This is a genomic window from Enterobacter cloacae complex sp. P2B, assembly GCF_014895985.1.
Lineage (GTDB): Bacteria > Pseudomonadota > Gammaproteobacteria > Enterobacterales > Enterobacteriaceae > Enterobacter > Enterobacter bugandensis.
Window position 1 is genome coordinate 2,319 of record NZ_JADBQQ010000012.1, and the last position, 24,220, is coordinate 26,538.

A 24,220-nucleotide genomic window follows, 5' to 3' on the forward strand; every position below is an offset into this window, starting at 1 on the left:
CTCCAATGTCATAATTCTTGATAATTTTAGAAGTATATGTCCGATTAAGTTCAGATCGAAAAGGTCCCAGGTAACTTAAATTAAAGTTATAATTTTTTATTTTATCAAGGAGTTCAAATGTGTTTAGATGTTTCACTGGTAGGTTATGACCAGAAGGGATTAGCCCATCAAAATCTAATAACGTAAATTCGTCTTCAACAAAATATCTAAGGTTATTATTTGATTCCAGTTCCTCCAAGTCCATTTCAGCATTAAAACAAACCTCATCATAAGAGCATGAAAATTTTGATACCACTAACTGACTTAATTCCGTTGAATATCTTAATTCGGTTATGAAATTTATAATTATCCCTTCACAATCAAATGTCGCACCAAGTTCAAGTTTAGTATATTCTTTATGTCCGTGAACTAAATCTTGATATGTTGCAGCGATATCTATGTCTAAAGGAGAAAAATCTAATACATTGCCATTAGTTAAATTCAATGATTTCAAAATCATTGGAATTAAGCGCGTAAGAGCACTTTTGCCAGCACTATTTTTTCCGATAAAGATATTCATTTTGCTGATATCTAAATCTATTTTTTTATAAGCCTTATAATTTTTTGCATGTATAGCTATTGGTCTAATCATAATTTTATTCATTTCCCTCTAAATTTATATTAGCCATCTTCTAACCGTCTGAAACTTTACTCAGTTTATCTTAACTTATTAAAAAATAATAATAAATCTCTACTTATTAAAATGTACCTTTGAAAAGTAGACACTCTGCGGTACGCTTTTCGGTATCACTTACCTCGGTATTTCACGCAGCGCGCCGGAGGACTTCCGCCCCGGACGGGGCCCTGAATGCCCCTGATATCTGATGCTCCGGAGCTTAACCTGTCGCCAGCTGTCATTCTGCCCAATGAGAATTTCATGCCGATGCTGCCCGGAGGTAAAGGCCCGGTTAATCCTGCTCGGGCCTACCTGCTTTCCCTCAACTCCGCCCGTAGTTGGCAGACCATGGCCTCGTTCCTTAGCATTCTCGCCGACATGCTAGGGGCCGCTTCCCTGGAGTCCAACCGCAGGGGTAGCCTGCGGCGCCATTACGTAATGGCCGTCACGGAACTCCTGCGCGAGATCGGCCGTGCCACTGCCGCCATCTGCGGCAGCCTAGGGCATTCCGCAATCTCAGTAAGCCGGGCAAGCGCAGAAGTTGTTGACATCGGAAAGGTATAATTAATTAAATATTTGAGGGCGTAGGTTGCATGCTCTCACTCTGTCAAAGCAAAAAAGGCCGCATCCTGCAGCCTTTTCACCCTTTCGGGAACACCCAAACATGCTTCTCCGGCAGCGAAAGATGGCAGTGCTGCGGATCCCGAACCTCATGCCCATATGCGCGAATGACAAAATCATCTCCCGGCGTGCGGAACAGGTACTCCCAGCGGTCGCCAAGATACATGCTGGTGAGCAGCGGCAGCTCAAGCTGATTTTCCCCTGGCCCCTCAACCACCGCCACGCGCTCGACCCGGATCACCGCCGTAGCGTCATTACCGCTCTGTACCCCTTCGCCCGCCAGGCCCCACAGCACCCAGCCTTTCCCTTCGATACGCGCTCTGCCGTCGCGCACTTCGGTGACCTTGCCGTGCAGGCGGTTGTTGCTGCCCATAAACTCTGCGGTAAACAGCGTTTTCGGCGAGCCGTACATCTCCTGCGGCGTGCCCTGTTGCTCAATTTTGCCGTTGTTAAGCAGCAGGATGCGGTCGGATATGGACATCGCTTCGTTCTGGTCGTGCGTCACCATCAGCGCGGATAGCCCGAGTTTGATAATCAGCTCGCGCAGGAACACGCGGGCCTCTTCGCGCAGCTTGGCGTCGAGGTTGGAAAGTGGCTCGTCCAGCAAAATCACCGGTGGGTTGTACACCAGCGCCCGGCCAATCGCCACGCGCTGCTGTTGCCCGCCGGAGAGCTGGTGCGGGTGACGTTTGCCAAGATGGCCCAGACCCAGCTGGTCCAGTACGTCCTGTACGCGCTGCTGGATCTCTTTGGCCGGAACTTTACGCAGCTTGAGCGGATAGGCCACGTTCTCAAACACGGTTTTGTGCGGCCACAGGGCATAGGACTGGAACACCAGCCCCAGGTTACGCTCTTCTGCCGGGATCTCACTGCGCGGCGTGCCGTCGTAAACTTTATTGTTGCCAATGACAATCGACCCCTGCGTCGGTTTTTCCAGACCCGCGACGGCACGCAGCAGGGTGGTTTTACCACTGCCGGAGGGGCCTAACAAGGAGACCACTTCGCCGCGCTTCAGGTTCATGGAGACACCTTTTAAAACAGGATTGTCGCCGTAGGTTAAGTGCAGATCGTCAACCGCTAATTCAATCATGTATTTTCACTCCGAAACGAAGGGCAATGCCCAGACCTACCACGACCAGCAGGATGTTAATGAAAGAGAGCGCCGCCACGATATCAATGGCACCCGCGGCCCAGAGGGAAACCAGCATTGAACCGATGGTCTCCGTGCCGGGGGAAAGCAGATACACACCCGTTGAGTATTCGCGCTCAAAGATCAGAAACATCAGCAGCCACGAACCAATAAGACCGTAGCGGGAGAGGGGAATGGTCACATGGCGGGTGATCTGCCCGCGCGTCGCCCCGGTGCTGCGCGCGGCTTCTTCAAGCTCTGGCCCCACCTGCAGCAGCGTGGAAGAGATAAGCCTCAGCCCGTAAGCCATCCACACCACGGTATAGGCCAGCCAGACGCTGAAAATGGTGCTGCGCAGCGAACGCAGCCAGACGATGACGTTCTCGCGCATCCAGTCGGTCCAGGCGAACCCGGAAAGCCAGCCGGATTTCAGCGAGTTGTCCAGCCACATCGGCAGGAACAGGAACACCCACAGGAACGCCAGACCGGCAAGCAGGCCAGGCACGGCGCGCGGCACCAGCACGCTGTAGTCCAGGAAGCGCGTGGTGTTATCCGGTTTACGGTGCATCGCAATCCCGACGAACAGGTAGCACGCCACGGCCAGCGCGCCGCCAATCACCCCAATTGCCATGGAGTTGACGATGGCGCGCAGCAGGTTGGGCTGTGCCCAGATGGTGCGGAAAGTGCTCAGCGAAAGCTCATCCCACAGCGAAACGCCCACACCCCAGTTGGAGATAAACGCGCGCAGCACCACGCCGAGCAGCGGCACGCCGATGGTGACGGTGAGCCAGAAGGCAACCACCGCCCCGGCAACCCAGCGCCATTTGCCCAGCGGTAACGCGCGAGCCTGGGAGGCTTTCCCTTTCATAGTGACGAAGCGGTTGGCGGTGCGCATCAGACGACGCTGGAGCATCACCAGCGGGATGGTGATGCAGATCAGCACTACGGCAACCGCCGCCATCAGGTGATATGACGGTGTGCCGAGCTTGTTCGTCAGCTGGTACAGGTAGGTTGCCAGCACCATATTGCCTTCCGGATCGCCGAGCACCAGCATCAGGCCAAATACTTCCAGCCCGAGGAAGAACAGCAGCACGATGGCGTACAGGATCGACGGGCGCACCATCGGCAGGCTGACGGAGGTCATCACCTGCAGCGGAGAGGCACCCGCAATGCGCGCGGCTTCTTCCACATCAGAGCCGACGCTGCGCAGCGCGGATGAAATATAGAGATAGGCATGCGGCACGTGCGTCAGGCCAGCAATGACCACGATGCTCGACATATCGTAGATGTTCCACGGCACAAAGCCGATCAGCGCCTGCGCCCACAGGGACAGAAAGCCCACGGGACCGGCAGCCACCACATAGCCAAAGCCGAGCACCATCGGCGATACGAAAATGGGGACCAGGATCAGCGGTTCAATCAGGCGGCGGCCGGGCAGGTCGGTGCGAACCATCAGAAACGCCAGCACGCCACCCAGCGGAATGGCGATGATGACCAGCCCGAAGGCGAGAATAAAGCCGCTTCTCAGGGCCTTATAGAAATCAGGGTCGGTGAAGATAAAGCCAAATGATTCAAGGCTCCACTCTTTTGCCGGAGAAAAGAACGGAGCGGACAGGAAGCTCTGTATCACGATAAATGACAGCGGCGTGTAGATAACCAGAGCGGTTATCAGCACGACGATGCCGCGCGGCAGGCTTTGCCACTTTCTGCGTAATGTATTCATGGGGTATCCCTGGTGTTGCAGCCCAATAAAACGAACTCAGTCGACAGGGAGCGCGACGGCGTGCGCCGCGCCCGAACGCTTATTTGGCGGCGGCTGCACGCCACTCTTTGATGTACTCCAGGCGTTTTTTCGGCTGCAGGTACTCCAGCAGCGTTTCATCAACCGGGATCGGCTTCAGCGCGTTACCGAGGATTTTGGTCAGGCCGTCAATATCATTTTTGCCTTCGATATCGTTACGGATGGAGGGAATATCCGCCTGACTGGCCAGAATGCTTTGCCCTTTTTCAGACAGCACATAGTCAAGCCACAGTTTTGCCGCATTGCTGTTTTGCGCCTGCTGGCTGATGAACGACACGCGCGAGAGCACCAGCGTGTAATCTTTCGGGTACGAAATGCCGAGAGAAGGATCGTTCTTCGCACGGGCTTCAGCATAGGATCCGAGGATGTTAAAGCCGATCAGGTTTTCACCGGAGGAAACCCTCTCCATCATGGTGCCCGTTGATGACTGCACTGCTAAGCCGCCTTTGGCGACGTCGGCCAGGGTTTTAAAGTAGTTTGGATCGGCCTTGTGATCCTGCACGGAAAGCATAAAGCCAAGACCCGATTTTTCGATGTCGTAGGTGGTGACTTTGCTCTTGAATTTGTCCGTCTGGCTGGCAATCAGCTTCGCCAGCGCAGCGTGAGAATCCGGCACGTCGCCAGCCGGGATCAGGCGCTTGTTGTAGATAAAGACCACTGGCTCATAGGTGGTGCCGTATGCCTTATCTTTCCAGACTGCCCATTTCGGCAGCTGACTTTGCTCCGGCGATTTGTACTCCATGGCGTAGTCGGTGGCGAGTTTCAGCCCGGTGTCCATTGAGGAGCTCCAGACCACGTCGCCGCTACCGCCACCGGAGGCCTGTTCGCTGATAAAACGGTTGTACAGCTCGGTGCTGTTCATGTCGTTGTATTCAACTTTGATGCCCGGGTAGGTTTTTTCGAAGCCCGCAATCAGCGGCCCGGCGGCTTTGGTGTCGGTGGTGGAGTAAATCACCACCTTGCCCTCTTTGGTGGCGGCATCGACAACTTTTTGATACTCAGCAGGATAGCCCTGCGGCAGGGCAGAGAGTGCAGAAGCAGAGAACAGTACGGTAGCGGTAAGCAGAGAAATTCGGAACGTGTTCGACATTATAGTTAACCTTTTAGTTACATTTGAGGAACTAATTGTCAACATAGCGTAAAGCGCGCCTCCGACAATAGGGAGGCGCGGGCAATGATTCCGAAGTGTGACTGTCACCATCGTTTCAGCAATTAACACCATAAAATCCGCGAACGTTTGCCTGCGAACGGTTTCGGATTACGGTTTATCGTCGGCTTTGCGGTATAGCCGCCGTGGATGACCAATATTGCCATACAGCATTTCGACGATGATTAACCCGCTCTCCACGCAGTATTCCAGGTAGCGACGCCCCGTGGTTTTGCTGATCCCCACGTTTTCCACCACCTCTTCAACCGACATCGCGCTGTCGGGATGTTCGGCGAACAGGCGTTTAATCCTTTCCAGCGTTTGGGGTTCAATGCCCTTCGTCGACGGCGTAATGGAGGCTTCCGCGGCAGGCAGATTAAACAGACGATCCAGCGCGTGCTGGTCGACCACTTTCACCTGCTGCACGGTGTGGACGAAGCGCATAAACCGCTCCAGCGAGGCGTGCAGGCGCTGGAAAAAGACGGGCTTGATCAGGTAGTCAAACGCGCCGCTGCGCATGGCATGGCTGCAGGTCTGCATATCGCTGGCGGCGGTGATGAAGATCACCGAGCATTCATAGCTTTTCAGCAGCGGGTTATCGATGAGCTCCACGCCTTTACCGTCCGGGAGGTAGTTGTCCAGCAGGATAAGCCGCGGCTGATGCTGACGAATCAGGCTGCATGCCTGCTCAATCGACGCGGCGATGCCCACCACGCGCAAGTGAAAATTCTGCTCGATATACTCGCGATGCAGTTCCGCCAGGTGCGGTTCATCTTCAACGATCACAACGTCAAGTGGTTGGGTCATGCTGTTGTCCATTGGGAATAAACACAGAAAAAATGGTGCCCTGCGGCGTGTTGTCGGCGATTTCTATGCTGCCGCCCGCTTTCCTGATATAGCCTGCCACCAGAAACAGGCCAATACCGTGCTCGGTACCCACAATGTCGTTTTCACTTTCCGGTTTGCTGCTGAACCCCTGGCGGAAAATGTGTGGCTTCACCGCCTCATCCACACCGCAGCCTTTGTCTGCCACCTCTATCAACAACTCCTGGTTGCGGTCAGAAATGTAGAGTTCCACCGGCGCGGGGACCGGTGCCTTAAGGGTCGCGTCCACCGCGTTATCCAGCAGGTTACCAATAATGGACATCAGCTCCGTTTCGTTGAGCGTGCCGGGCATGCGGGTGAGCTGGCAGGCCGGGTCAAACTGCAGTTCAACGCCTTTTTCGCGTGCGCTGACGTATTTTCCTAACAGCAGCCCGCACAGGGCCGGAGAGGAAAAATGGGCCGAAACGAAGTCCAGCACGCGCTGCGCGCCTTCTGACTGCATCTGGATGTAACGGATCGCCTCGTCATAGTGTTTCATCTGCAGCAGCCCCACCAGCGTCGCGGTCCAGTTCAGCTGCTCGTGGCGCATAATGCGCAGGTTGTCCGCATAGCGCTTGATCTGGCTCAGTTGGCTGCTGAGGGTGTTAATGTCGTTTTTGTCGCGAAAGCTGTATACCCAGCCGCTTTCAACGCCGGGGTCGACCTCAATCGCCACGCGGTTAACGATCACCTCTCGCTGGTTAAGGACTGCGATCTGGTCGTGGCGACCAGCGCTTACCGAGGCGTAGCGCTGGGATAAAAAGCCCGGCGACATCTGCAGAACGACTTCCAGCGGTTTGCCGATAAGTTCTTTCTCACTTTGATGAATATCCAGCATCTCCCTGGCTGCCCGGTTTATTAGAATCAGCTGCTTCTCTTCATTGATGGCAAATACCCCCTCGTACATCGCTTCTAATAGCGCACGTTGCTGCAAAACCAGCTGGGCGATATCTTTCGGCTCAAGGCGGAACATCTGCTTTTTAAGATTGCGGGTAAACAGCCAGGAGAAAATAAACAGCAACAGCAGAAGGGCAATACCGTACAGTCCAGCCTGCCAGAGAATGCGGGCGTTAATATTGGCGATATACGAGGTCAGATAGCCGACCGAGACGATGCCAATTACCTGATGCTGCGCATTAAAGATTGGCGCTTTGCTGCGCAGCGACACCCCAATCCCGCCCTGACGCACGGAAATAATGGTTTTGCCTTTTAACACCTCCGCATTATCCCCTCCAATCATCGGTAAATTAATGCGCTCCGGTGATTCCGAATGATAAAGGTGCTGTTCCCGGGTATCGCCAATCACAATATAGCTGGCATCGCTTTCGGCACGCAGCGGCTGTATTAAGCGGGCGATACCGGGGATATCTCTGGCTGCCACCATTTCCGCCAGACCCGGTATCAGGGCGATTTCACTGGCCTGAACCCGGGCGCGCTGGCCCAAATCGTGGTGTAGCTGTCGGTCAATAAAATGAAACAGGATCGTTCCCAGCAGAACTAACAGCAGGCAGGAGAAGCACACCAGCGCTAAAAACAGCTTTACCTGAAAAGAGAGTCTGCGTTTCATTCAACCTGTGCTAGCCCTATGAAAGTGAGAGATTTGCGGAGCCTGACATGTGCCAATAGCGGACGCAATCTGGCGAGAAAAGAGTTGTGACCTGGCTTTTCGTTTTCGGCGTTATAGCCATCAGGATCCCGTAAGGCTATGCTTCATTCAGCACGATAATAATTACAGAGGCAATGTCATGGATAAAGAACTACTGGATGAGGGGTACCGGGCCTATACCGGCGAGAAAATTGACGTTTACTTTAATACCGGGATCTGCAAACACTCAGGTAACTGCGTGCGTGGGAGCGCAAAGCTGTTTAATCTGAAACGTAAGCCGTGGATCATTCCCGATGAAGTGGACGTTGAAACGGTTGTACGCGTGATTGATACCTGCCCGAGCGGTGCGCTGAAGTATCGCCAAAAATAAGCGAGGAACCATGGATATTCTGGAAGGCCATAACAAGTTTTACGTGAATGATGAGAACGGCAACCAGGTCGCAGAGATTGTCTTCGTGCCGACCGGCGAGCACCTGAGCATTATCGAGCATACTGATGTGGATGAGAGCCTGAAAGGGCAGGGCGTCGGTAAACAGCTGGTGGCGAAAGTGGTGGAGAAGATGCGCGGTGAGAACCGCAAAATTATTCCGCTGTGCCCGTTTGCGAAGCATGAGTTTGATAAGACGCGGGAATATGACGATATTCGGGCCTAAATAACGCGCCCGGCAGCACGCCGGGCACGAGTACGTCTAGCCAACAAACATCACCGACACGCACAGCACGCCGACGACCAGCGTCAGCAGGCTGCCAATTGAGCGGTACGGTTTCAGGGAAGGGATCAGATACGTCGACAGCGTCGGCATGATAAACAGGATCATGGCGATAAGCGGGCCGCTGATAGCGTAAATCATCGAGATGGCGTTCGGGTTAATGCAGCAGACCGCAAAGGTGATTAACGACACTCCCATAATGGAAATCGCGCGGTTAAAGGCGCGGCTCTTTTTAATCCCCACTTGATTTAGCGACGACTTCACGATCTCCGTCGCCCCTTCAATCACCCCAAAATAGGTGCCGAGGAACGATTTCGACATCGCTACGATCGCCACGATAATCCCGGAAATGCCGAGCCAGGCTGGGGAAGACGGCATCATCGACAGCGCTGACAGAATCGTCACCCCCTGCTCTTTGGCGGCCATAATATAGGACGGTGGGATAGAGAGCAGGCAACTGAAGACAAAGAACAGCACGCTCAGGCAGATAATCAGGTACGCCACCTTCATGATCTTCTTGCATTTATCCATGGCACCGTCGGCAAACTTCTCGCGACGGTCAACGGCAAACGTTGAGATAATCGGGGTATGGCTAAAGGCAAACACCATCACCGGAATTGAAATCCATACCTGATGCAGCGTTTGGCGATCGAAGGCCATCTGGCTGGTGAGCAACGAGGGCTGCCAGCCTCCGGTGAGATAGATCGAGACAAACAGGAAATAGGCAATCAGCGGAAACACAAGGAAACCCATCACTTTTATCGTGATATGCCGTCCCATCAGGAAAATCAGATTCAATACCAGCACCACCCCCAGGCTGACCAGCACGCGAACGGTGGTGTCCACCGTCAGGTGTTTTGCCAGCTGCTCGGTTAACGAGTTGGTAATGGCCACCGCATAAATCTGCACCACCACAAAAAAGGCGATGAAATAGAGCGTGGTGATCAGATTGCCAATCTTCTTACCATAGTAGTGGGAGACGGCGCCGGTGATCCCTTCATTACCTTTTGTGTTTGACGAGAGAATAAATTGCGCCAGCGCCCGGTGCGGCCAGTAGGTTAACGGATAGGCCACGAGGGCGGTGATAAACAGGACAATAGCGCCTGCGGAGCCCAGCTGAATGGGCAAGAACAGCGTTCCTGCGCCCACGGCCGTGCCATAGAGAGCGAAACTCCAGAGAGTCTCATCTTTTGACCAAATTTTCGACATTAGAGCAACGTTTCAACTAACAAACCATCAGAATGGCGTGCAATTTACCATAGTTATGCCTGAAGAGCGCAGTTGCTTCGACGGAGTTTGGCCGGAACAGGCGTCCGGCCAGCGGGGGTTTAGCCTGCCAGAGCGCGTCGTTGCTGGCGACGCTTAAGGAATTTCTCACGCAGGTTATCGTATGCCCAGTTATAGAACATGGTGTATGGCAGGAAGAACAGGAAGAAACCAATTTCTAACGTGAATGCCTCAAGCAGGGTCACGCCCAGCACGGCGGCGACAATCGACACGCCGATTACAATAAACCCGCATTCGAACCCCAGGGCGTGCAGCGCGCGCACTTTTGCCGTACGTTTTACGCGCTGGACAGGCCAGAAACGGTCGAAACCGAAGTTATAGATAATGTTCCAGAGCATGGCGGTGGTAGCCAGGATAATGGTTAACCCACCCATCTCCACCACCGAGCGCTGCATCAGCCATGCCGCCGTGGGGGCGAGAATTGCCGTGGCAATCCCTTCGAAACAGACAGCATGAAAGATCCGCTCCGGCAGCTTACGTTGGAGTGCATCCTGATGTTGCATAGTGTAGACCTCATTTATTCACCGGTATGGGCGTTGATGTAGCCTATTTTTATCGCTAAAGCTGATATATTAAAGATGGTATCCATCGATAAAGTAGATAGTTTATGCGCTATTCACCTGAAGCTCTTACCGCGTTTGTTGAGACCGTTGCGGCAGGCTCTTTCTCTGCTGCCGCGCGCAGGCTGCGTAAAAGCCAGTCGACGATCAGCACCTCCATTGCCAATCTTGAAGCCGATCTGGGTTTCGAACTGTTTGACCGCTCGGCGCGCCAGCCGGTGTTAACGGTCCAGGGGGAACAGGTGCTGGGCTATGTGCAGGCCATCCTCGCCGCCAGCACGCGGCTGGATGAACTGGCGGTGTCGTTAACGGCACAAACGGAGGCGCGTCTGACGTTTGTCCTCTCCGATACCCTCAACCCCGACGTGCTTGAAGATCTGATGAAGCAGTTTGACGCTCGCTTTCCCCACACGGAGTTCGAATGCCTGATTGGCGAGGAAGAGGACGTGATCGATCTGCTGCAAAAGGAGCGCGCGCAGGTGGGGCTGACGGAAGCGCGAGACGGTTATCCTACGGATATTGGCGCTACCAGGCTGCCGATGCAGACCCGAATGGCGATATATGCCGCGACCACGCATCCGCTCGCCGGACAACACGAGGTGCAGAGCGACGAGCTGCACGGCTGGCGGGAACTGAGGCTCAGCACCTTCCTTGAGCGCGAGGCTGAGATCGCGCGCGGGCCCGTCTGGTCAGCGCCGAACTACCTGTTACTGCTGAGTATGGCCGTCCAGGGGTTCGGCTGGTGCGTGCTGCCGTGCGCGCTGGTGGCTGAATTCGCCGCCGCGAAGTCGCTGGTACAGCTCAATGTTCCCGGCTGGCCACGGGCGATCGGCATCGATCTGCTGTGGAATAAACGATCCCCTCCCGGCGTGGCCGGAAGCTGGCTGCGGCAGTATCTGCAGGATGCACGCTAATCCTTGTGATTAAACTCACTATTTTTAAACAATTAAGATAATTGCCAGTAACAATCCTCTACTATCGTCATGTCATTTAACACAGAGGTCGTGATGAAAGATGTCGTAATAGTGGGTGCGTTGCGTACGGCTATCGGCTGTTTTCAGGGAGCGCTTGCGCGTCACTCGGCGGTTGATCTGGGCAGCGTGGTCGTTAAAGCGCTGGTGGAACGTAGCGGGATCGCAGCCCATGAAGTTGATGAGGTGATCCTGGGGCAGGTTCTCACGGCCGGTGCCGGGCAAAACCCTGCGCGTCAGGCGGCGCTGAAGGGTGGGCTGCCCAACACCGTCTCCGCCATTACCATCAACGACGTCTGTGGTTCAGGGTTAAAAGCGCTGCATCTCGCCACCCAGGCCATTCAGTGCGGTGAAGCGGATGTGGTTATAGCTGGCGGACAAGAGAACATGAGCCGCGCGCCGCACGTTCTCACCGATAGCCGAACCGGCGCGCAGCTGGGTAACAGCCAGCTGCTCGACAGCCTTGTGCATGACGGGCTGTGGGATGCGTTCAACGACTATCATATGGGCGTGACGGCAGAAAACCTGGCGCGCGAGTACGGCATTAGCCGCGAATTGCAGGACGCCTATGCGCTCAGTTCGCAGCAAAAAGCGCGTGCCGCGATTGATTCCGGTCGCTTTCGCGACGAGATTGTCCCGGTCAGCACGCAGCGTCAGAACGGCGAGGCGATCGTCGTCGATACCGATGAACAGCCGCGCACGGATGCCAGCGCGGAAGGCCTGGCGAGACTGAATCCCGCGTTTGAAACGCAGGGCTCGGTCACCGCAGGCAATGCCTCGTCCATTAACGACGGTGCCGCCGCCGTGATGATGATGAGCGAAAGTAAAGCCCTTGAGCTCGATCTCCCCGTGCTGGCCCGCATTAAGGCGTTTGCCAGCGTGGGCGTGGATCCTGCGTTGATGGGGATTGCGCCGGTCTACGCTACCCGTCGCTGCCTGGAGCGCGCAGGGTGGCAGCTTTCGGATGTCGATCTGATTGAAGTGAACGAAGCCTTTGCCGCGCAGGCGATCTCGGTCGGCAAAATGCTGGAGTGGGATCCGCTGCGGGTCAACGTGAACGGCGGTGCAATTGCGCTGGGTCATCCCATCGGCGCGTCCGGCTGCCGAATCCTGGTTTCGCTGGTCCACGAAATGAAAAAGCGAAACGCGCGCAAAGGGATCGCTACCCTCTGTATAGGCGGCGGACAGGGTGTGGCGCTCGCCATCGAACGCTAATTTCTCCTCCCTTAAAAAACCTCCTTCGGGAGGTTTTTTTTATCGTGTTCTTCTCTTCATGGGAAGTAATCGTGATCCGCGCGTCATTTCTGTTATAAACAAAAACAAAAAATGAAACGTTGTTTTAATTACAATTGAAAACCCTATTTTATGCCGCTAGTATGTGCTCATCATAAAACGAAACGTCGTTTCGTTTAATTTCTGCCTTCGGGCATGACCACATCTGGAGGTTACCGTGGACGTCAGACAAAGCATCCACAGCGCGCACGCCAAAACGCTGGATACTCAGGGACTGCGCAGCGAGTTTTTAATTGAGCAGGTGTTCGAAGCCGATAAATACACCATGGTCTATAGCCACATCGACCGCATTATCGTGGGTGGCATTATGCCGGTGGCTAAAACCGTCTCCGTGGGCGGTGAAGTAGGCAAGCAGCTGGGCGTAAGCTACTTCCTGGAGCGTCGTGAACTGGGCGTGATTAATATTGGCGGGCCGGGCACGATTACCGTGGACGGCCAGTGCTACGAGATTGGCCACCGCGACGGGCTGTACGTCGGCAAAGGGGCGAAAGAGGTGGTCTTTGCCAGCATCGACGGCGGTAAACCCGCAAAGTTTTACTACAACTGCGCCCCGGCGCACACCGCTTATCCAACCCAAAAAGTAACGCCCGCGGACGTTGCGCCCGTGACGCTGGGCGACAACCTCACCAGCAACCGCCGCACCATCAATAAATACTTCGTGCCGGATGTGCTGGAAACCTGCCAGCTCAGCATGGGTCTGACCGAACTGGCCCCGGGCAACCTGTGGAACACCATGCCGTGCCATACCCACGAACGCCGCATGGAAGTCTACTTCTACTTCAACATGGATGAAGACGCCTGCGTGTTCCACATGATGGGACAGCCTCAGGAAACTCGCCATATCGTCATGCATAACGAGCAGGCGGTGATTTCACCCAGCTGGTCTATTCACTCCGGCGTGGGGACGAAAGCCTATACCTTCATCTGGGGGATGGTTGGAGAAAACCAGGTCTTCGATGACATGGACCACGTCGCGGTTAAGGATCTGCGCTAGTCGCGGGCAGTTAAGCATACATCTGCCTGTTGATGACAGGCGCTGAAAGAGTAAGGAACAAACATGATTCTGGATGCATTTTCTCTGCAGGGTAAAGTGGCCGTGGTTTCCGGGTGTGACACCGGACTGGGCCAGGGGATGGCGTTAGGCCTGGCGGAAGCGGGCTGTGATATCGTCGGGATTAACATCGTTGAGCCCACGGAAACCATCGAACGCGTAACCTCTCTGGGCCGCCGTTTTCTCAGCCTGACCGCCGACCTGCGTAAAATCGACGCTATTCCGGAGCTGCTGGATCGCGCGGTGGCGGAATTTGGCCATATCGACATTCTGGTCAACAACGCGGGGCTGATCCGCCGTGAAGACGCGATTAACTTCAGCGAGACCGACTGGGACGATGTCATGAACCTGAACATCAAGAGCGTATTCTTTATGTCCCAGGCGGCGGCGAAGCACTTCATCGCGCAGGGCAAGGGCGGCAAGATCATTAACATCGCGTCGATGCTCTCCTTCCAGGGCGGCATCCGCGTGCCGTCTTACACCGCGTCGAAAAGCGCGGTGATGGGCGTGACCCGCCTGCTGGCGAACGAATGGGCGCAGCACAACATCAACGTCAACGCGATTGCGCCGGGCTACATGGCCACCAACAACACCCAGCAGCTTCGCGCGGACGAAGAACGCAGTGCGGCGATCCTGGAGCGTATTCCGGCGGGCCGCTGGGGGCTGCCGAGCGATCTGATGGGGCCGGTAGTGTTCCTGGCTTCCCCGGCATCGGACTATATCAATGGTTATACCGTCGCGGTTGATGGCGGCTGGCTGGCGCGATAACCTAACTTATGACAAATACCTCTGCTCTTCGGCGGAGGTTTTTTTGCTTAAAATTTGTCAAAGTCCATATTGATAAACACGAAAAATCCATACTTAAAAATCATAGATGACTGCCATCACACTTTTATTATTTAAAAATTAAGGAGTTAGTAATATCAGGTGATTATCCAGCATTAGTTGAAATTGTAATGTCCATCACATATCGCTATGCCATAGCGAAATAATCCATATCTTCACGAATTCCGCCCTGACACTTTTTCCCGCTATCTCGTAATTTCATTTAACGAATTTTGCTGTTGAGGCAGGAAAAATATGACATCTATAAATGACTCTACCCTGATGCCCGCCGCGCTGCGCGATACCCGCCGCATGAACCAGTTTGTCTCCATTGCGGCAGCCGTGGCCGGTTTGTTGTTCGGCCTGGATATCGGCGTGATCGCCGGGGCGCTGCCGTTTATTACCGATCACTTTACGCTGAGTAACCGCCTGCAGGAGTGGGTGGTGAGCAGCATGATGCTCGGCGCGGCCATCGGTGCGCTGTTTAACGGCTGGCTTTCGTTCCGCCTTGGGCGTAAATACAGCCTGATGGTCGGGGCGGTCCTGTTTGTTGCCGGGTCCATTGGTTCGGCGTTTGCCACTAACGTTGAAGTGCTGCTGCTCTCCCGCGTGCTGCTGGGCGTGGCGGTGGGGATTGCCTCCTACACCGCGCCGCTGTATCTCTCCGAAATGGCGAGCGAGAACGTGCGCGGCAAGATGATTAGCATGTACCAGCTGATGGTGACGCTGGGCATCGTGCTGGCGTTCCTGTCCGATACGTACTTCAGCTACAGCGGTAACTGGCGGGCGATGCTCGGCGTGCTGGCGCTGCCTGCGGTAGTGCTGATTGTTTTAGTGATCTTCCTGCCCAATAGTCCGCGCTGGCTGGCGCAAAAAGGGCGTCACGTGGAAGCGGAAGAGGTGCTGCGCATGCTGCGCGACACGTCTGAGAAAGCGCGTGAAGAGCTGAACGAGATCCGCGAAAGCCTGAAGCTGAAGCAGGGCGGCTGGTCGCTGTTTAAGGCTAACCGCAACGTGCGCCGCGCGGTGTTCCTCGGGATGTTGCTGCAGGCGATGCAGCAGTTCACGGGGATGAACATCATCATGTATTACGCCCCGCGCATCTTCAAAATGGCCGGTTTTACCACCACGGAACAGCAGATGATCGCCACGCTGGTGGTGGGGCTGACCTTTATGTTCGCCACCTTTATTGCGGTGTTCACCGTCGATAAGGCCGGTCGTAAGCCTGCGCTGAAAATTGGCTTTAGCGTGATGGCGCTCGGCACCCTGATCCTCGGCTACTGCCTGATGCAGTTTGATAACGGCACGGCGTCCAGCGGCCTCTCCTGGCTCTCCGTGGGCATGACCATGATGTGTATTGCTGGCTACGCGATGAGCGCCGCGCCGGTGGTGTGGATCCTGTGCTCTGAAATTCAGCCGCTGAAATGTCGCGATTTTGGTATCACCTGTTCCACCACCACCAACTGGGTGTCGAACATGATCATCGGTGCGACCTTCCTGACGCTGCTGGATGCGATTGGCGCGGCGGGAACCTTCTGGCTCTATACGGTGCTGAACGTGGCGTTTATTGGCGTGACATTCTGGCTAATTCCAGAAACCAAAGGCGTGACGCTGGAACATATTGAACGCAAGCTGATGAGCGGGGAGAAACTGCGAAATATCGGCGTGTAAGGGTTAATGCCGGGTAAGCGCAGCGCCACCCGGCGTTTTGTTAGCGTGATGCTGAATAACTACCAACTTTGATAGCAATTCCTCAGATAGTCCATTCTCGCGTTCAGATTATTCTTATTTTCTTGTATTATCGGGCAACTGAACTCACCCGGCAGGAATTTACTGCACCCGAAACAGAAGAACGGCTATGTCAGCAATGGATTTCAAAAAAAATACGGACCTCGATTTTTCCTCATATGCTCCTCCAGCAGTCAGTTCAAAAGAGATCGATCTTCTGGGCCTGTTAGATATTCTGATTACCGCGAAAAAACGCATTGCCACCATTATCTTTGTTTTCGCGCTGGCAGGTCTGGCAATTGCGCTTCTACTGCCGCAAAAATGGACCAGTAAAGCGGTGATCACTCCGGCGGAACAGACACAGTGGAACCCGCTGAGCCAGATGATGGTTGCGCTGCAGGTTCTTGATGTGAAGGTGCCGGTTACCCGTCAGGAAGTCTTTGACCTGTTTATTAAAAAATTCCAGTCGCAGTCATTGCTTGAAGAGTATATGACCTCTTCCCCTTACGTGATGGCGCAGCTCAAGAATGCGCAAGTGGACCCGCTTGAACTGCACCGTGCGGTTGTCAATATTGCAGACAAAATGAAAGCGGTGAATGATGTTCAGGGAAAAGATGCGGATAAAGCGCCTTTCGTCTCCTGGACATTGAGCTTCACCGCGCCGACCGCAGCCGATGCCCAATCCGTTCTGGAGGGGTATATCAACTATATCTCGGCAATTGTTGAGAAAGAAACGGTGCAGAATATCCGCAACCAAATCGCCCTCAAAACGAACGAGGTAGAGCAGCAGCTGACGCTCGACCGCGTTCGTCTGACCAATGTGCATAACACCAACCTGCAGCGGCTGAACTATTCGCTGGAAGTGGCGAATGCGGCGGGCATTAAGAAGCCTGTTTATAGCAACGGACAAGGGATAAAAGACGATCCGGATTACTCCGTTGCGCTCGGGGCTGACGGTATCGCGGAAAAGCTAAGGATTGAAAAAAATCTGAAGGATGTGACGGAGCTGAACGCGGACTTCCAGAACCGGGAATATTACCTGGCGCAGCTGAAAAAACTCTCCTTCGCAGACGTTAAGCTTGAGCCATTCAGGTATCAGCTTTCGCCATCGATGCCGGTGAAAAAAGACGGCCCGGGCAAAGGCATGATTGTCATTCTGGCGGCGATCCTTGGCGCTCTGTTTGCCTGCGGCAGCGTATTACTCCGTGAGGCCATGCTCAGCCGAAACCCATTGCCAGAGCCGGTAACGGAATAAATTCTGCACACATGAAGGCGCTGCTACAGCGCCTTTTTTATTTCAGGAAATCCTCGCGCACAGGCGTAAAGGTGTCCAGCAGCGTGCCGGCCCTGAGGCAGACGCAGCCGTGCATCACATGTGGTTGTTTGTAGAGGGTATCTCCCGCCGTTACGACATGCTTCTCTTCACCAATGGTAAACTCAAATTCACCAGAGAGAACATAGGTTAACTGTTCGTGCGGGTGGTTATGCAGTGGGCCAATCGCGCCCTGCTCAAACTGTACTTCAACCGCCATCATCCTGCCGCCGTGGGCCAGCACGCGACGCGTAACGCCGTTCCCCAGATCTTCAGACGCGGTCTCTTTGTGGAACATAAACATGGCTTTGCCCTTCATAATAAAACAGTGTTTTATTTAATTTACATTGGCCAGCTTAAAAAGAAAACGACGTAATAAAGAACTGGAAACAGGATCACAAGTTTGCTTCACTGGCTTAAACAGATAAGGAGCGATGATGAAAACGATTGGCCTGATAGGTGGGATGAGCTGGGAATCGACAATCCCTTATTACCGCCTGATTAACGAAGGCGTAAAGCAGCGTCTGGGCGGCCTGCACTCCGCGAGCCTGCTGCTGCACAGCGTTGATTTTCATGAAATCGAAGCCTGCCAGTCGAGCGGCGAATGGGATAAAGCCGGAGAAATCCTGGCTGATGCCGCGCTGGGGCTGGAGCGTGCGGGGGCGCAGGGCATTCTGCTGTGTACCAACACGATGCACAAAGTGGCCTCGCACATTGAAGCGCGCTGTTCGCTGCCGTTCCTGCACATCGCGGACGCCACCGGACGCGCCATTCGCGCTTCGGGAATGTCGCGCGTGGCCTTGCTGGGCACACGTTACACCATGGAGCAGGATTTCTATCGCGGGCGCTTGCACAGCGAGTTTGGGATTGAAAGCCTGATCCCGGATGAGGGGAACCGGGCGCGCATCAATCAGATTATCTTCGACGAGCTCTGCCTCGGAACCTTCAGCGAAACCTCCCGCGCATATTACGTCAGCGTAATAGATAAACTGGCGCAGCAGGGGGCTGAAGGGGTGATTTTCGGCTGCACGGAGATCGGTTTGCTGGTGCCGGCCGAACGAAGCCCCATCCCGGTGTTTGATACCGCGGCCATTCACGCGGCAGATGCCGTGGAATTTATGCTGTCATAACGGGTTTTGCAGGTCAGGTAAGCGAAGCGCCACCTGACGCGCATGCTCAACTAAGTGTTCGGTGAATGCGTCCACCAGCGCGGAAGCCGGACGGTGCAGCGGGCGGATAAGGCTTACGGTGAACGGGACGGAAACGCTAAAACGGCGGATGACGATCCCGCTTCCTGCATAGTCCAGCGCCGTAAGCGGATTGACGACCGCAACGCCAACGCCCGCGCGCACCATCGCGCATATTGACGCCGCGCTGTGGGTTTCAACGACCATCCGCCGCTTCACCTGATGCTCAGAAAAAAGCGTATCCAGCAGCTGCCGGTAGCTGTCCGTTTGCGACAGGCTAATGTAGTTTTCACCATGAAAATCCGCGGGTGTCAGCACTGCTTTGTGGGCAAGCCGATGCCCGGCGGGCAGAACGCACACTTCATCCAGCGCGAGCAGTTCCGTGCGCGCCGTTCCTGCGGGTGTCGAAAGGGTTTCGGTTAACCCGAGATCGTGCCGCTGTGCCGACAGCCACTCTTCAAGCAGAGGCGACTCCTGCGGGACGATGGTGAGATTGACCTCAGGATAGCGGGCCAGAAAAGGCTGGAGCAGCGTCGGTAAGAAGGACTGAGAGAAGACGGGCAGGCAGACAATCGACAGCTCGCCCTGACGAAACTCGCGCAGGCTTTCCGCCGCGCTGACGATTCTGTCCAGCCCGTACCATGAGCGCTGCACTTCCTCAAACAGGCGCAACCCCTGCACCGTCGGGTGAAGCCTGCCCCGGGCGCGTTCGAACAGCTTCAGCCCCAGCACTTTCTCGAAGCGCGCCAGCTCGCGGCTGACCGTCGGCTGCGAGGTATGCAGCATCTGCGCGGCTTCGGTGAGATTGCCGGTGGTCATCACGGCGTGAAAAATCTCGATGTGGCGTAAATTGACGGCGGGCATAGGGCACCTGAAGGCAAGGAACTGTCCATATCATTTTTGCATAGACTCGCGATAAAACGATATTTTTTATTCTGCTTCCGCTGTGGCGTAATCATTAAAAATGAATTGAACCGGAGAAGACCATGCCACGCCCGCTCAACCAGACGGATACCGATTTGAACGCTGAAAACCTGCTGCGCCTGCCCGCCGAGTTTGGCTGCCCGGTATGGGTCTACGACGCGCATATCGTTCGCGAGAAGATCGCCGCCCTGCATCAGTTTGACGTGGTGCGTTTTGCCCAGAAGGCCTGCTCCAATATTCATATTCTGAGCCTGATGCGCGAGCAGGGCGTGAAGGTTGACTCCGTGTCGCTGGGTGAAATCGAGCGTGCGCTGACGGCAGGCTTTGATCCGAAAACCGATCCTGACGCGATCGTCTTTACCGCGGATGTGATCGACGACGCCACGCTTGCGCGCGTGCATGAACTGCAGGTGCCGGTGAACGCCGGTTCTGTGGATATGCTGGAGCAGCTTGGGCAGGTTTCGCCCGGCCATCGCGTCTGGCTGCGCGTCAACCCGGGCTTTGGACATGGCCATAGCCAAAAAACCAACACCGGGGGCGAAAACAGCAAGCACGGGATCTGGTATGCCGATATGCCTGCCGCGCTTGAGGTACTGCAGCGCTACAGCCTGAAGCTGGTCGGTATTCATATGCACATTGGCTCCGGCGTCGATTACGGGCACCTGGAGCAGGTGTGCGGGGCGATGGTGCGCCAGGTTGTCGACTTCGGTCAGGATCTGGAGGCGATCTCCGCCGGTGGCGGTCTTTCCATTCCTTATCGTGAAGGGGAAGAAGCGATCGACACCGATCACTATTACGGCCTGTGGAGCGCCGCGCGCGATCAAATTGCCGCGCATCTGGGCCATGCCGTGAAGCTGGAAATTGAGCCGGGTCGTTTCCTGGTAGCCGAAGCCGGCGTGCTGGTGGCGCAGGTACGCAGCGTCAAAGAGATGGGCTCCCGCCACTTCGTGCTGATTGATGCGGGCTTTAACGACCTGATGCGTCCGTCCATGTACGGCAGCTACCATCACATTACCGCCCTGGCTGCCGATGGCCGCGATTTAACGCACGCGCCGCGCCGCGAGACGGTTGTCGCAGGCCCGCTGTGTGAATCCGGTGATGTGTTTACCCAGCAGGAAGGTGGCAAAGTTGAAACCCGTGCGCTGCCCGAGGTGAAGCCGGGCGATTACCTGGTGCTGCACGACACCGGGGCGTACGGGGCGTCTATGTCCTCGAACTACAACAGCCGTCCGCTGCTGCCGGAAGTGCTGTTTGATAACGGCAAGGCGCGGTTGATCCGTCGTCGCCAGACCATTCAGGAACTGCTGGCGCTGGAACTCGTTTGATTAAAGTACGGCCCCGTTGTGACCGAATCGCGTAATACCAGCGTGCCGGTAAACGGCGGGATCGCATCGACCGGCTGGTTCTTCGCCAGCCGGATCGCCTGATCGATAGCCGTGACGATCATGTTATCTATCGGCAGATAAACCGATGACAGCGCAGGCTCCAGCCACTTTGCGCTTGGGGCATCGTCAAAGCCGAACAGGGAGATATCCTGCGGGATCTTAAGCCCTGCCTGATGCAGCGCTTTGGACGCGCCCAGCGCCATATCATCGTTACAGGCAAACAGCGCGCTGAACGAGACCCCTTCAGCAATCAGCTCCTTACACAGCTCATAGCCCCGCGTCATTCCCGCATCACCGTACTTTATTCGACGCTCGTCCAGACGAATGCCGTGCTTTTCCAGCGCCTTACGGTAGCCCATCAGCCGCGCTTTACCCGTGGGGGTGTGAATCGGAACGGTAATGCAGGCGATCTCCCGGTGGCCCTGATTGATCAGGTAATCCACCGCCTTAAACGCGGCATCCTGTTGTTCGAAGAACACGCAGCGCTCCGGTGCCTGGCTGACTTCACGGTTGATGACCACCAGCGGCGTTTGCACGGTATTAATCAGCTTGATGATCGCTTTTTCGCTCATATAGCGCGTGTAAAGCACGATGGCATCGCACTGGCGGTCGGCCAGCATTTGCACCGCCTGCTCTTCCTGCTCTGGCGCGTCGTGACCGTCGGTGACGATCAGCTGTTTCCCGTGGGTTTCGGTCTGCCGCGACGCCTGCTGCAAAAGACGACCAAAGTAAAAGCCGTCGAAGGTAGAGACGACCAGACCAATGCTGTTGCTGGTCTGGTTAGCCAGCGAACGCGCGAGAAAGTTTGGGCGGTAGCCCAGCTCTTCCATCGCAGCAAAGACCTGCTGACGCGTGCTCTCTTTAACCTGACCTGTGCCGTTCAGCACGCGCGAGACGGTAGCCTTCGACACGCCCGCGCGCAGTGAGACATCCAGCATTGTTGCCATTCTACATTCCTGCTTCCACGTAATGGTTTGCAGTTTAACACAGACCTGACAGCGTATAAGCGATGCGGGAAGCGCAAAACTTCTGCCACGATCACGCTTTTTGGTCACGATTCGCCTGGCCTGCCGGAAGTAAAACTAAATAGTCTGACTCTGGTAAAATAATCGCCAAACCGGGCTGGAGGCGTCAGGCCAGCATATTCATTAAAAACGCAGGTGAAACGTGAAAAAGACCGTCATTCTCCCGCTTTACGAGGCACCGCGCTATGCGGAGCAGGTCACCGACTGGCTCTGGCAGGCCTTTGGCGAGGGGCTTGCGCGGGATTTTTTCCATAGCATCGTGGAGCACAGCCAGACGCCGGGTGCCCTGCCGCTGACCTTTATCGCCGTAGAGGATGAACGGCTTCTCGGGACGGTGGGACTCTGGCGCTGTGATTTGATTACCCGTCAGGATCTCTTTCCGTGGCTGGCGGCGCTCTACGTTGACGACGCGGCGCGCGGCAAGGGGCTGGCAGGAAAGTTACAGCAGCATGTTATTCGCTTCGCCGCACGGGCCGGGTACGAGGAACTTCATCTCTGGTCTGCCTGCCGCGACTTCTATGAACGTTACGGCTGGCAGTATATTGGCGATGGGCTGGAGTATCCGGATAAAACGGTACACCTGTATCGCTATTCGCTCTGTGCGTCAGCGGGCGCAGCAACGGAGTGACGGCGCACTAACGTTGGGCTGAAGAGATGGGTAATCTCCGGCGGCTGGCGTTGTTCGGCCAGCGCCAGCGCCAGCTCTGCGGCCTGGGTGGCCATCGTGATGATGGGGTAGCGTACGGTGGTCAGGCGCGGGCGGACGTACCGGGAGACCAAAACATCGTCGAAGCCAATTAGCGAGATTTCCGCCGGCACCTCGATCCCGTTGTCATTCATGACGCCCATTGCCCCGGCGGCCATCGAATCGTTATAGCTGGCGACCGCGGTGAAATTCCGTCCGCGACCCAGCAGCTCCGTCATGGCCTGTTCGCCGCCGCTCTCATCTGGTTCACCGTAGGCCACCAGACGGTCATTGCACGGCAGACCGTTTTCGCGCAGGGCGTCGTAGTAGCCCTGCAGGCGGTCTTCCGCATCAGAAATGGGGTGATTGGAGCAGAGATAGCCAATCCGGGTATGACCCTGTTGAATCAGATGACGGGTCGCAAGCCAGGCGCCGTAGCGGTCGTCGAGGGCTACACAGCGTTTTTCAAAGCCGGGGATAATACGGTTGATAATCACCATGCCGGGCATTTGCTTCATCAGGTGAATTAGCTCGGCATCCGGGAGCATTTTGGCGTGTACCACCAGTGCAGCGCAGCGGTGGCGGATGAGCTGCTCGATGGCCTGGCGTTCTTTTTGTTCATTATGATAGCCATTGCCGATCAGCAAAAAATTACCCGTCTGATAAGAGACCTGTTCAACCGCTTTTACCATGGCACCGAAAAAGGGGTCGGAAACGTCTCCCACCACCAGCCCAATAGTCTCTGTTGACTGCTGGGCGAGCGCGCGGGCGTTGGCATTCGGATGGTAGTTCAGGGTTTCCATGGCGCTTTGTACCGCCTGGCGTGATGCGTCACTGGCTTTGGGTGAATCATTAATCACGCGGGAGACGGTGGCTACCGACACACCTGCCAGACGAGCCACATCCTTTATTGTCGCCATTTATAACCTTCTTATTTGGGGTAAGCGTTTACACACTGAATAGTGTTGCGGAAAAGTGACGTCCATTCAAGGGAAGCCGGTTTCCGCGCGCCACAAACGTGACGCAGACCAACCCTGGTAGTGTAATCGTTACACGCCTGGTCATGTCAGAAGAATGTCATTCTGAACCTTTAGTTACACTTTGCCTCAGGCTGTTGCGATTGTCCGGTGGCGATGACGTTAAAGAGGTTGGTAGAGTCGAGATCCCAGAGGTATTGATAGGTGGAATCAACTCCGGTTGATTAACACGACTTACACCAGCCTGCGTTCTTACGCAGGTTTTTTTTTGCCTGATAGTTCAACCTGTAACAGCAAAAGAGAATATTCACACCTGGTTGCATTTCGGCTCATTCCCTTGCGTTTTCCTGCTGGCGAAGCGCAGGGTCAACAGCCACAATCAAGATCCCAGAGGTATTGATTGGTGAGAATTCTTAGTACGGTTTCGTACTCATCTCTTGCACCAACCTGCGCGGATGCGCAGGTTTTTTTTCGCCT

Annotated in this window: 24 protein-coding genes; 12 read left to right on the forward strand and 12 right to left on the reverse strand. The window is 55.2% G+C overall.

All coding sequences use genetic code 11. The annotated features are described in order from the left end of the window. Window positions 1-643, reverse strand: a 643-nt coding sequence (locus IM313_RS12170; protein WP_193056098.1) for an AAA family ATPase, incomplete at its 3' end; no start/stop codon positions are given. 204 nt (window positions 644-847) lie between these two features. Between IM313_RS12170 and IM313_RS12175 the strand changes: the two genes are divergently transcribed. Beyond that, window positions 848-1,219: a hypothetical protein gene (locus IM313_RS12175; RefSeq protein ID WP_370528544.1), complete on the forward strand. Its 372-nt coding sequence runs from the start codon at window positions 848-850 to the stop codon at window positions 1,217-1,219. Between the two features lie 76 nt (window positions 1,220-1,295). On the opposite strand, the gene IM313_RS12180 is transcribed toward IM313_RS12175, so the two are convergent. From IM313_RS12180 to IM313_RS12200, 5 genes are all read right to left on the reverse strand, one after another. Beyond that, a complete protein-coding gene (locus tag IM313_RS12180) occupies window positions 1,296-2,366 on the reverse strand; it encodes an ABC transporter ATP-binding protein (protein ID WP_192971658.1) in 1,071 nt (356 codons plus the stop codon). Next, window positions 2,359-4,128, reverse strand: coding sequence for an iron ABC transporter permease (locus tag IM313_RS12185; protein ID WP_045260923.1), 1,770 nt, complete (start codon window positions 4,126-4,128; stop codon window positions 2,359-2,361). Before IM313_RS12185 ends, IM313_RS12180 begins: the two co-directional genes overlap by 8 nt. A gap of 79 nt (window positions 4,129-4,207) precedes the next feature. Further along, window positions 4,208-5,296 carry an ABC transporter substrate-binding protein gene (locus IM313_RS12190; RefSeq protein ID WP_028014307.1) on the reverse strand — a complete coding sequence of 363 codons (1,089 nt, stop codon included), beginning with the start codon at window positions 5,294-5,296 and terminating at the stop codon, window positions 4,208-4,210. 168 nt (window positions 5,297-5,464) lie between these two features. Then, window positions 5,465-6,160 carry a response regulator gene (locus IM313_RS12195; protein ID WP_075206212.1) on the reverse strand — a complete coding sequence of 232 codons (696 nt, stop codon included), beginning with the start codon at window positions 6,158-6,160 and terminating at the stop codon, window positions 5,465-5,467. Next, window positions 6,144-7,784, reverse strand: coding sequence for a sensor histidine kinase (locus tag IM313_RS12200; protein ID WP_192971659.1), 1,641 nt, complete (start codon window positions 7,782-7,784; stop codon window positions 6,144-6,146). Before IM313_RS12200 ends, IM313_RS12195 begins: the two co-directional genes overlap by 17 nt. Before the next feature lie 178 nt (window positions 7,785-7,962). On the opposite strand from IM313_RS12200, the gene yjdI reads away from it, so the two are divergent. Together yjdI and IM313_RS12210 are read left to right on the forward strand one after the other, a co-directional pair. Then, window positions 7,963-8,193, forward strand: a complete 231-nt coding sequence (gene yjdI / locus IM313_RS12205; RefSeq protein WP_041908367.1) for a 4Fe-4S mono-cluster protein YjdI — start codon at window positions 7,963-7,965, stop codon at window positions 8,191-8,193. A gap of 10 nt (window positions 8,194-8,203) precedes the next feature. After that, entirely contained in the window at window positions 8,204-8,476 is a 273-nt protein-coding gene (locus tag IM313_RS12210) for a GNAT family N-acetyltransferase (protein ID WP_028014304.1), read from the forward strand. A 36-nt stretch (window positions 8,477-8,512) separates the two neighbouring features. Here IM313_RS12210 and IM313_RS12215 read toward each other — a convergent pair whose 3' ends face one another. Both IM313_RS12215 and IM313_RS12220 read right to left on the reverse strand, forming a co-directional pair. Beyond that, on the reverse strand, window positions 8,513-9,742 hold the full coding sequence (locus IM313_RS12215) for an amino acid permease (protein ID WP_045260918.1): 1,230 nt from the start codon (window positions 9,740-9,742) through the stop codon (window positions 8,513-8,515). A gap of 119 nt (window positions 9,743-9,861) precedes the next feature. Further along, a complete protein-coding gene (locus IM313_RS12220) occupies window positions 9,862-10,323 on the reverse strand; it encodes a multidrug/biocide efflux PACE transporter (protein WP_041908370.1) in 462 nt (153 codons plus the stop codon). 104 nt (window positions 10,324-10,427) lie between these two features. On the opposite strand from IM313_RS12220, the gene IM313_RS12225 reads away from it, so the two are divergent. The 6 genes from IM313_RS12225 to wzz(fepE) all read left to right on the forward strand — a co-directional run bounded on the left by IM313_RS12225 (window position 10,428) and on the right by wzz(fepE) (window position 17,503). After that, window positions 10,428-11,294, forward strand: coding sequence for a LysR family transcriptional regulator (locus tag IM313_RS12225; protein ID WP_192971660.1), 867 nt, complete (start codon window positions 10,428-10,430; stop codon window positions 11,292-11,294). Window positions 11,295-11,387: 93 nt separating this feature from the next. Next, on the forward strand, window positions 11,388-12,566 hold the full coding sequence (locus IM313_RS12230; protein ID WP_028014300.1) for an acetyl-CoA C-acetyltransferase: 1,179 nt from the start codon (window positions 11,388-11,390) through the stop codon (window positions 12,564-12,566). 235 nt (window positions 12,567-12,801) lie between these two features. Next, window positions 12,802-13,638 carry a 5-dehydro-4-deoxy-D-glucuronate isomerase gene (gene kduI / locus IM313_RS12235; RefSeq protein ID WP_059358101.1) on the forward strand — a complete coding sequence of 279 codons (837 nt, stop codon included), beginning with the start codon at window positions 12,802-12,804 and terminating at the stop codon, window positions 13,636-13,638. A gap of 63 nt (window positions 13,639-13,701) precedes the next feature. After that, window positions 13,702-14,463 carry a 2-dehydro-3-deoxy-D-gluconate 5-dehydrogenase KduD gene (kduD, locus tag IM313_RS12240; RefSeq protein ID WP_048999238.1) on the forward strand — a complete coding sequence of 254 codons (762 nt, stop codon included), beginning with the start codon at window positions 13,702-13,704 and terminating at the stop codon, window positions 14,461-14,463. Window positions 14,464-14,775: 312 nt separating this feature from the next. Next, window positions 14,776-16,191 (forward strand): sugar porter family MFS transporter, encoded by a 1,416-nt coding sequence (locus IM313_RS12245; protein WP_028014298.1) that lies wholly within the window; start codon window positions 14,776-14,778, stop codon window positions 16,189-16,191. Between the two features lie 187 nt (window positions 16,192-16,378). Then, a complete protein-coding gene (wzz(fepE), locus tag IM313_RS12250) occupies window positions 16,379-17,503 on the forward strand; it encodes an LPS O-antigen length regulator Wzz(fepE) (protein ID WP_048999239.1) in 1,125 nt (374 codons plus the stop codon). Window positions 17,504-17,540: 37 nt separating this feature from the next. Here the strand turns inward: wzz(fepE) and IM313_RS12255 are convergent, their stop codons facing one another. After that, complete coding sequence (locus IM313_RS12255; RefSeq protein WP_028014296.1) at window positions 17,541-17,864, reverse strand: cupin domain-containing protein; 324 nt, start codon at window positions 17,862-17,864, stop codon at window positions 17,541-17,543. Between the two features lie 133 nt (window positions 17,865-17,997). On the opposite strand from IM313_RS12255, the gene IM313_RS12260 reads away from it, so the two are divergent. Then, window positions 17,998-18,690, forward strand: a complete 693-nt coding sequence (locus IM313_RS12260) for an aspartate/glutamate racemase (protein WP_063437492.1) — start codon at window positions 17,998-18,000, stop codon at window positions 18,688-18,690. On the opposite strand, the gene IM313_RS12265 is transcribed toward IM313_RS12260, so the two are convergent. Beyond that, the gene (locus IM313_RS12265) at window positions 18,685-19,611 is read right to left on the reverse strand and encodes a LysR family transcriptional regulator (RefSeq protein ID WP_048999241.1); all 927 of its coding nucleotides are present in this window, start codon (window positions 19,609-19,611) and stop codon (window positions 18,685-18,687) included. The two genes, IM313_RS12260 and IM313_RS12265, sit on opposite strands and share 6 nt — an antisense overlap. Window positions 19,612-19,733: 122 nt before the next feature. Here IM313_RS12265 and lysA point away from each other — a divergent pair, with 122 nt between their 5' ends. Next, a complete protein-coding gene (gene lysA, locus IM313_RS12270; protein WP_192971661.1) occupies window positions 19,734-20,996 on the forward strand; it encodes a diaminopimelate decarboxylase in 1,263 nt (420 codons plus the stop codon). Here the strand turns inward: lysA and IM313_RS12275 are convergent. Then, on the reverse strand, window positions 20,966-22,003 hold the full coding sequence (locus IM313_RS12275; RefSeq protein WP_028014292.1) for a LacI family DNA-binding transcriptional regulator: 1,038 nt from the start codon (window positions 22,001-22,003) through the stop codon (window positions 20,966-20,968). The genes lysA and IM313_RS12275 overlap by 31 nt on opposite strands. Before the next feature lie 220 nt (window positions 22,004-22,223). Between IM313_RS12275 and IM313_RS12280 the strand changes: the two genes are divergently transcribed. Next, complete coding sequence (locus tag IM313_RS12280) at window positions 22,224-22,709, forward strand: GNAT family N-acetyltransferase (RefSeq protein WP_192971662.1); 486 nt, start codon at window positions 22,224-22,226, stop codon at window positions 22,707-22,709. On the opposite strand, the gene galR is transcribed toward IM313_RS12280, so the two are convergent. Continuing rightward, window positions 22,670-23,686 carry an HTH-type transcriptional regulator GalR gene (gene galR, locus IM313_RS12285; protein WP_048999243.1) on the reverse strand — a complete coding sequence of 339 codons (1,017 nt, stop codon included), beginning with the start codon at window positions 23,684-23,686 and terminating at the stop codon, window positions 22,670-22,672. The genes IM313_RS12280 and galR overlap by 40 nt on opposite strands. Window positions 23,687-24,220 lie beyond the last annotated feature (534 nt).

What these genes read in the sequence shown, in the direction of transcription:
- IM313_RS12225 (WP_192971660.1), top strand. Translation starts at nt 10,428, where the DNA reads ATGCGCTATTCACCTGAAGCTCTTACCGCGTTTGTTGAGACCGTTGCG.
- IM313_RS12230 (WP_028014300.1), top strand. Translation starts at nt 11,388, where the DNA reads ATGAAAGATGTCGTAATAGTGGGTGCGTTGCGTACGGCTATCGGCTGT.
- IM313_RS12265 (WP_048999241.1), bottom strand. Translation starts at nt 19,611, where the DNA reads ATGCCCGCCGTCAATTTACGCCACATCGAGATTTTTCACGCCGTGATG.
- IM313_RS12245 (WP_028014298.1), top strand. Translation starts at nt 14,776, where the DNA reads ATGACATCTATAAATGACTCTACCCTGATGCCCGCCGCGCTGCGCGAT.
- kduD (WP_048999238.1), top strand. Translation starts at nt 13,702, where the DNA reads ATGATTCTGGATGCATTTTCTCTGCAGGGTAAAGTGGCCGTGGTTTCC.
- IM313_RS12210 (WP_028014304.1), top strand. Translation starts at nt 8,204, where the DNA reads ATGGATATTCTGGAAGGCCATAACAAGTTTTACGTGAATGATGAGAAC.
- IM313_RS12185 (WP_045260923.1), bottom strand. Translation starts at nt 4,128, where the DNA reads ATGAATACATTACGCAGAAAGTGGCAAAGCCTGCCGCGCGGCATCGTC.
- lysA (WP_192971661.1), top strand. Translation starts at nt 19,734, where the DNA reads ATGCCACGCCCGCTCAACCAGACGGATACCGATTTGAACGCTGAAAAC.
- IM313_RS12175 (WP_370528544.1), top strand. Translation starts at nt 848, where the DNA reads ATGCCCCTGATATCTGATGCTCCGGAGCTTAACCTGTCGCCAGCTGTC.
- IM313_RS12195 (WP_075206212.1), bottom strand. Translation starts at nt 6,160, where the DNA reads ATGACCCAACCACTTGACGTTGTGATCGTTGAAGATGAACCGCACCTG.
- IM313_RS12215 (WP_045260918.1), bottom strand. Translation starts at nt 9,742, where the DNA reads ATGTCGAAAATTTGGTCAAAAGATGAGACTCTCTGGAGTTTCGCTCTC.
- IM313_RS12275 (WP_028014292.1), bottom strand. Translation starts at nt 22,003, where the DNA reads ATGGCAACAATGCTGGATGTCTCACTGCGCGCGGGCGTGTCGAAGGCT.
- IM313_RS12220 (WP_041908370.1), bottom strand. Translation starts at nt 10,323, where the DNA reads ATGCAACATCAGGATGCACTCCAACGTAAGCTGCCGGAGCGGATCTTT.
- IM313_RS12180 (WP_192971658.1), bottom strand. Translation starts at nt 2,366, where the DNA reads ATGATTGAATTAGCGGTTGACGATCTGCACTTAACCTACGGCGACAAT.
- IM313_RS12200 (WP_192971659.1), bottom strand. Translation starts at nt 7,784, where the DNA reads ATGAAACGCAGACTCTCTTTTCAGGTAAAGCTGTTTTTAGCGCTGGTG.
- IM313_RS12255 (WP_028014296.1), bottom strand. Translation starts at nt 17,864, where the DNA reads ATGTTTATGTTCCACAAAGAGACCGCGTCTGAAGATCTGGGGAACGGC.
- galR (WP_048999243.1), bottom strand. Translation starts at nt 23,686, where the DNA reads ATGGCGACAATAAAGGATGTGGCTCGTCTGGCAGGTGTGTCGGTAGCC.
- yjdI (WP_041908367.1), top strand. Translation starts at nt 7,963, where the DNA reads ATGGATAAAGAACTACTGGATGAGGGGTACCGGGCCTATACCGGCGAG.
- IM313_RS12190 (WP_028014307.1), bottom strand. Translation starts at nt 5,296, where the DNA reads ATGTCGAACACGTTCCGAATTTCTCTGCTTACCGCTACCGTACTGTTC.
- IM313_RS12260 (WP_063437492.1), top strand. Translation starts at nt 17,998, where the DNA reads ATGAAAACGATTGGCCTGATAGGTGGGATGAGCTGGGAATCGACAATC.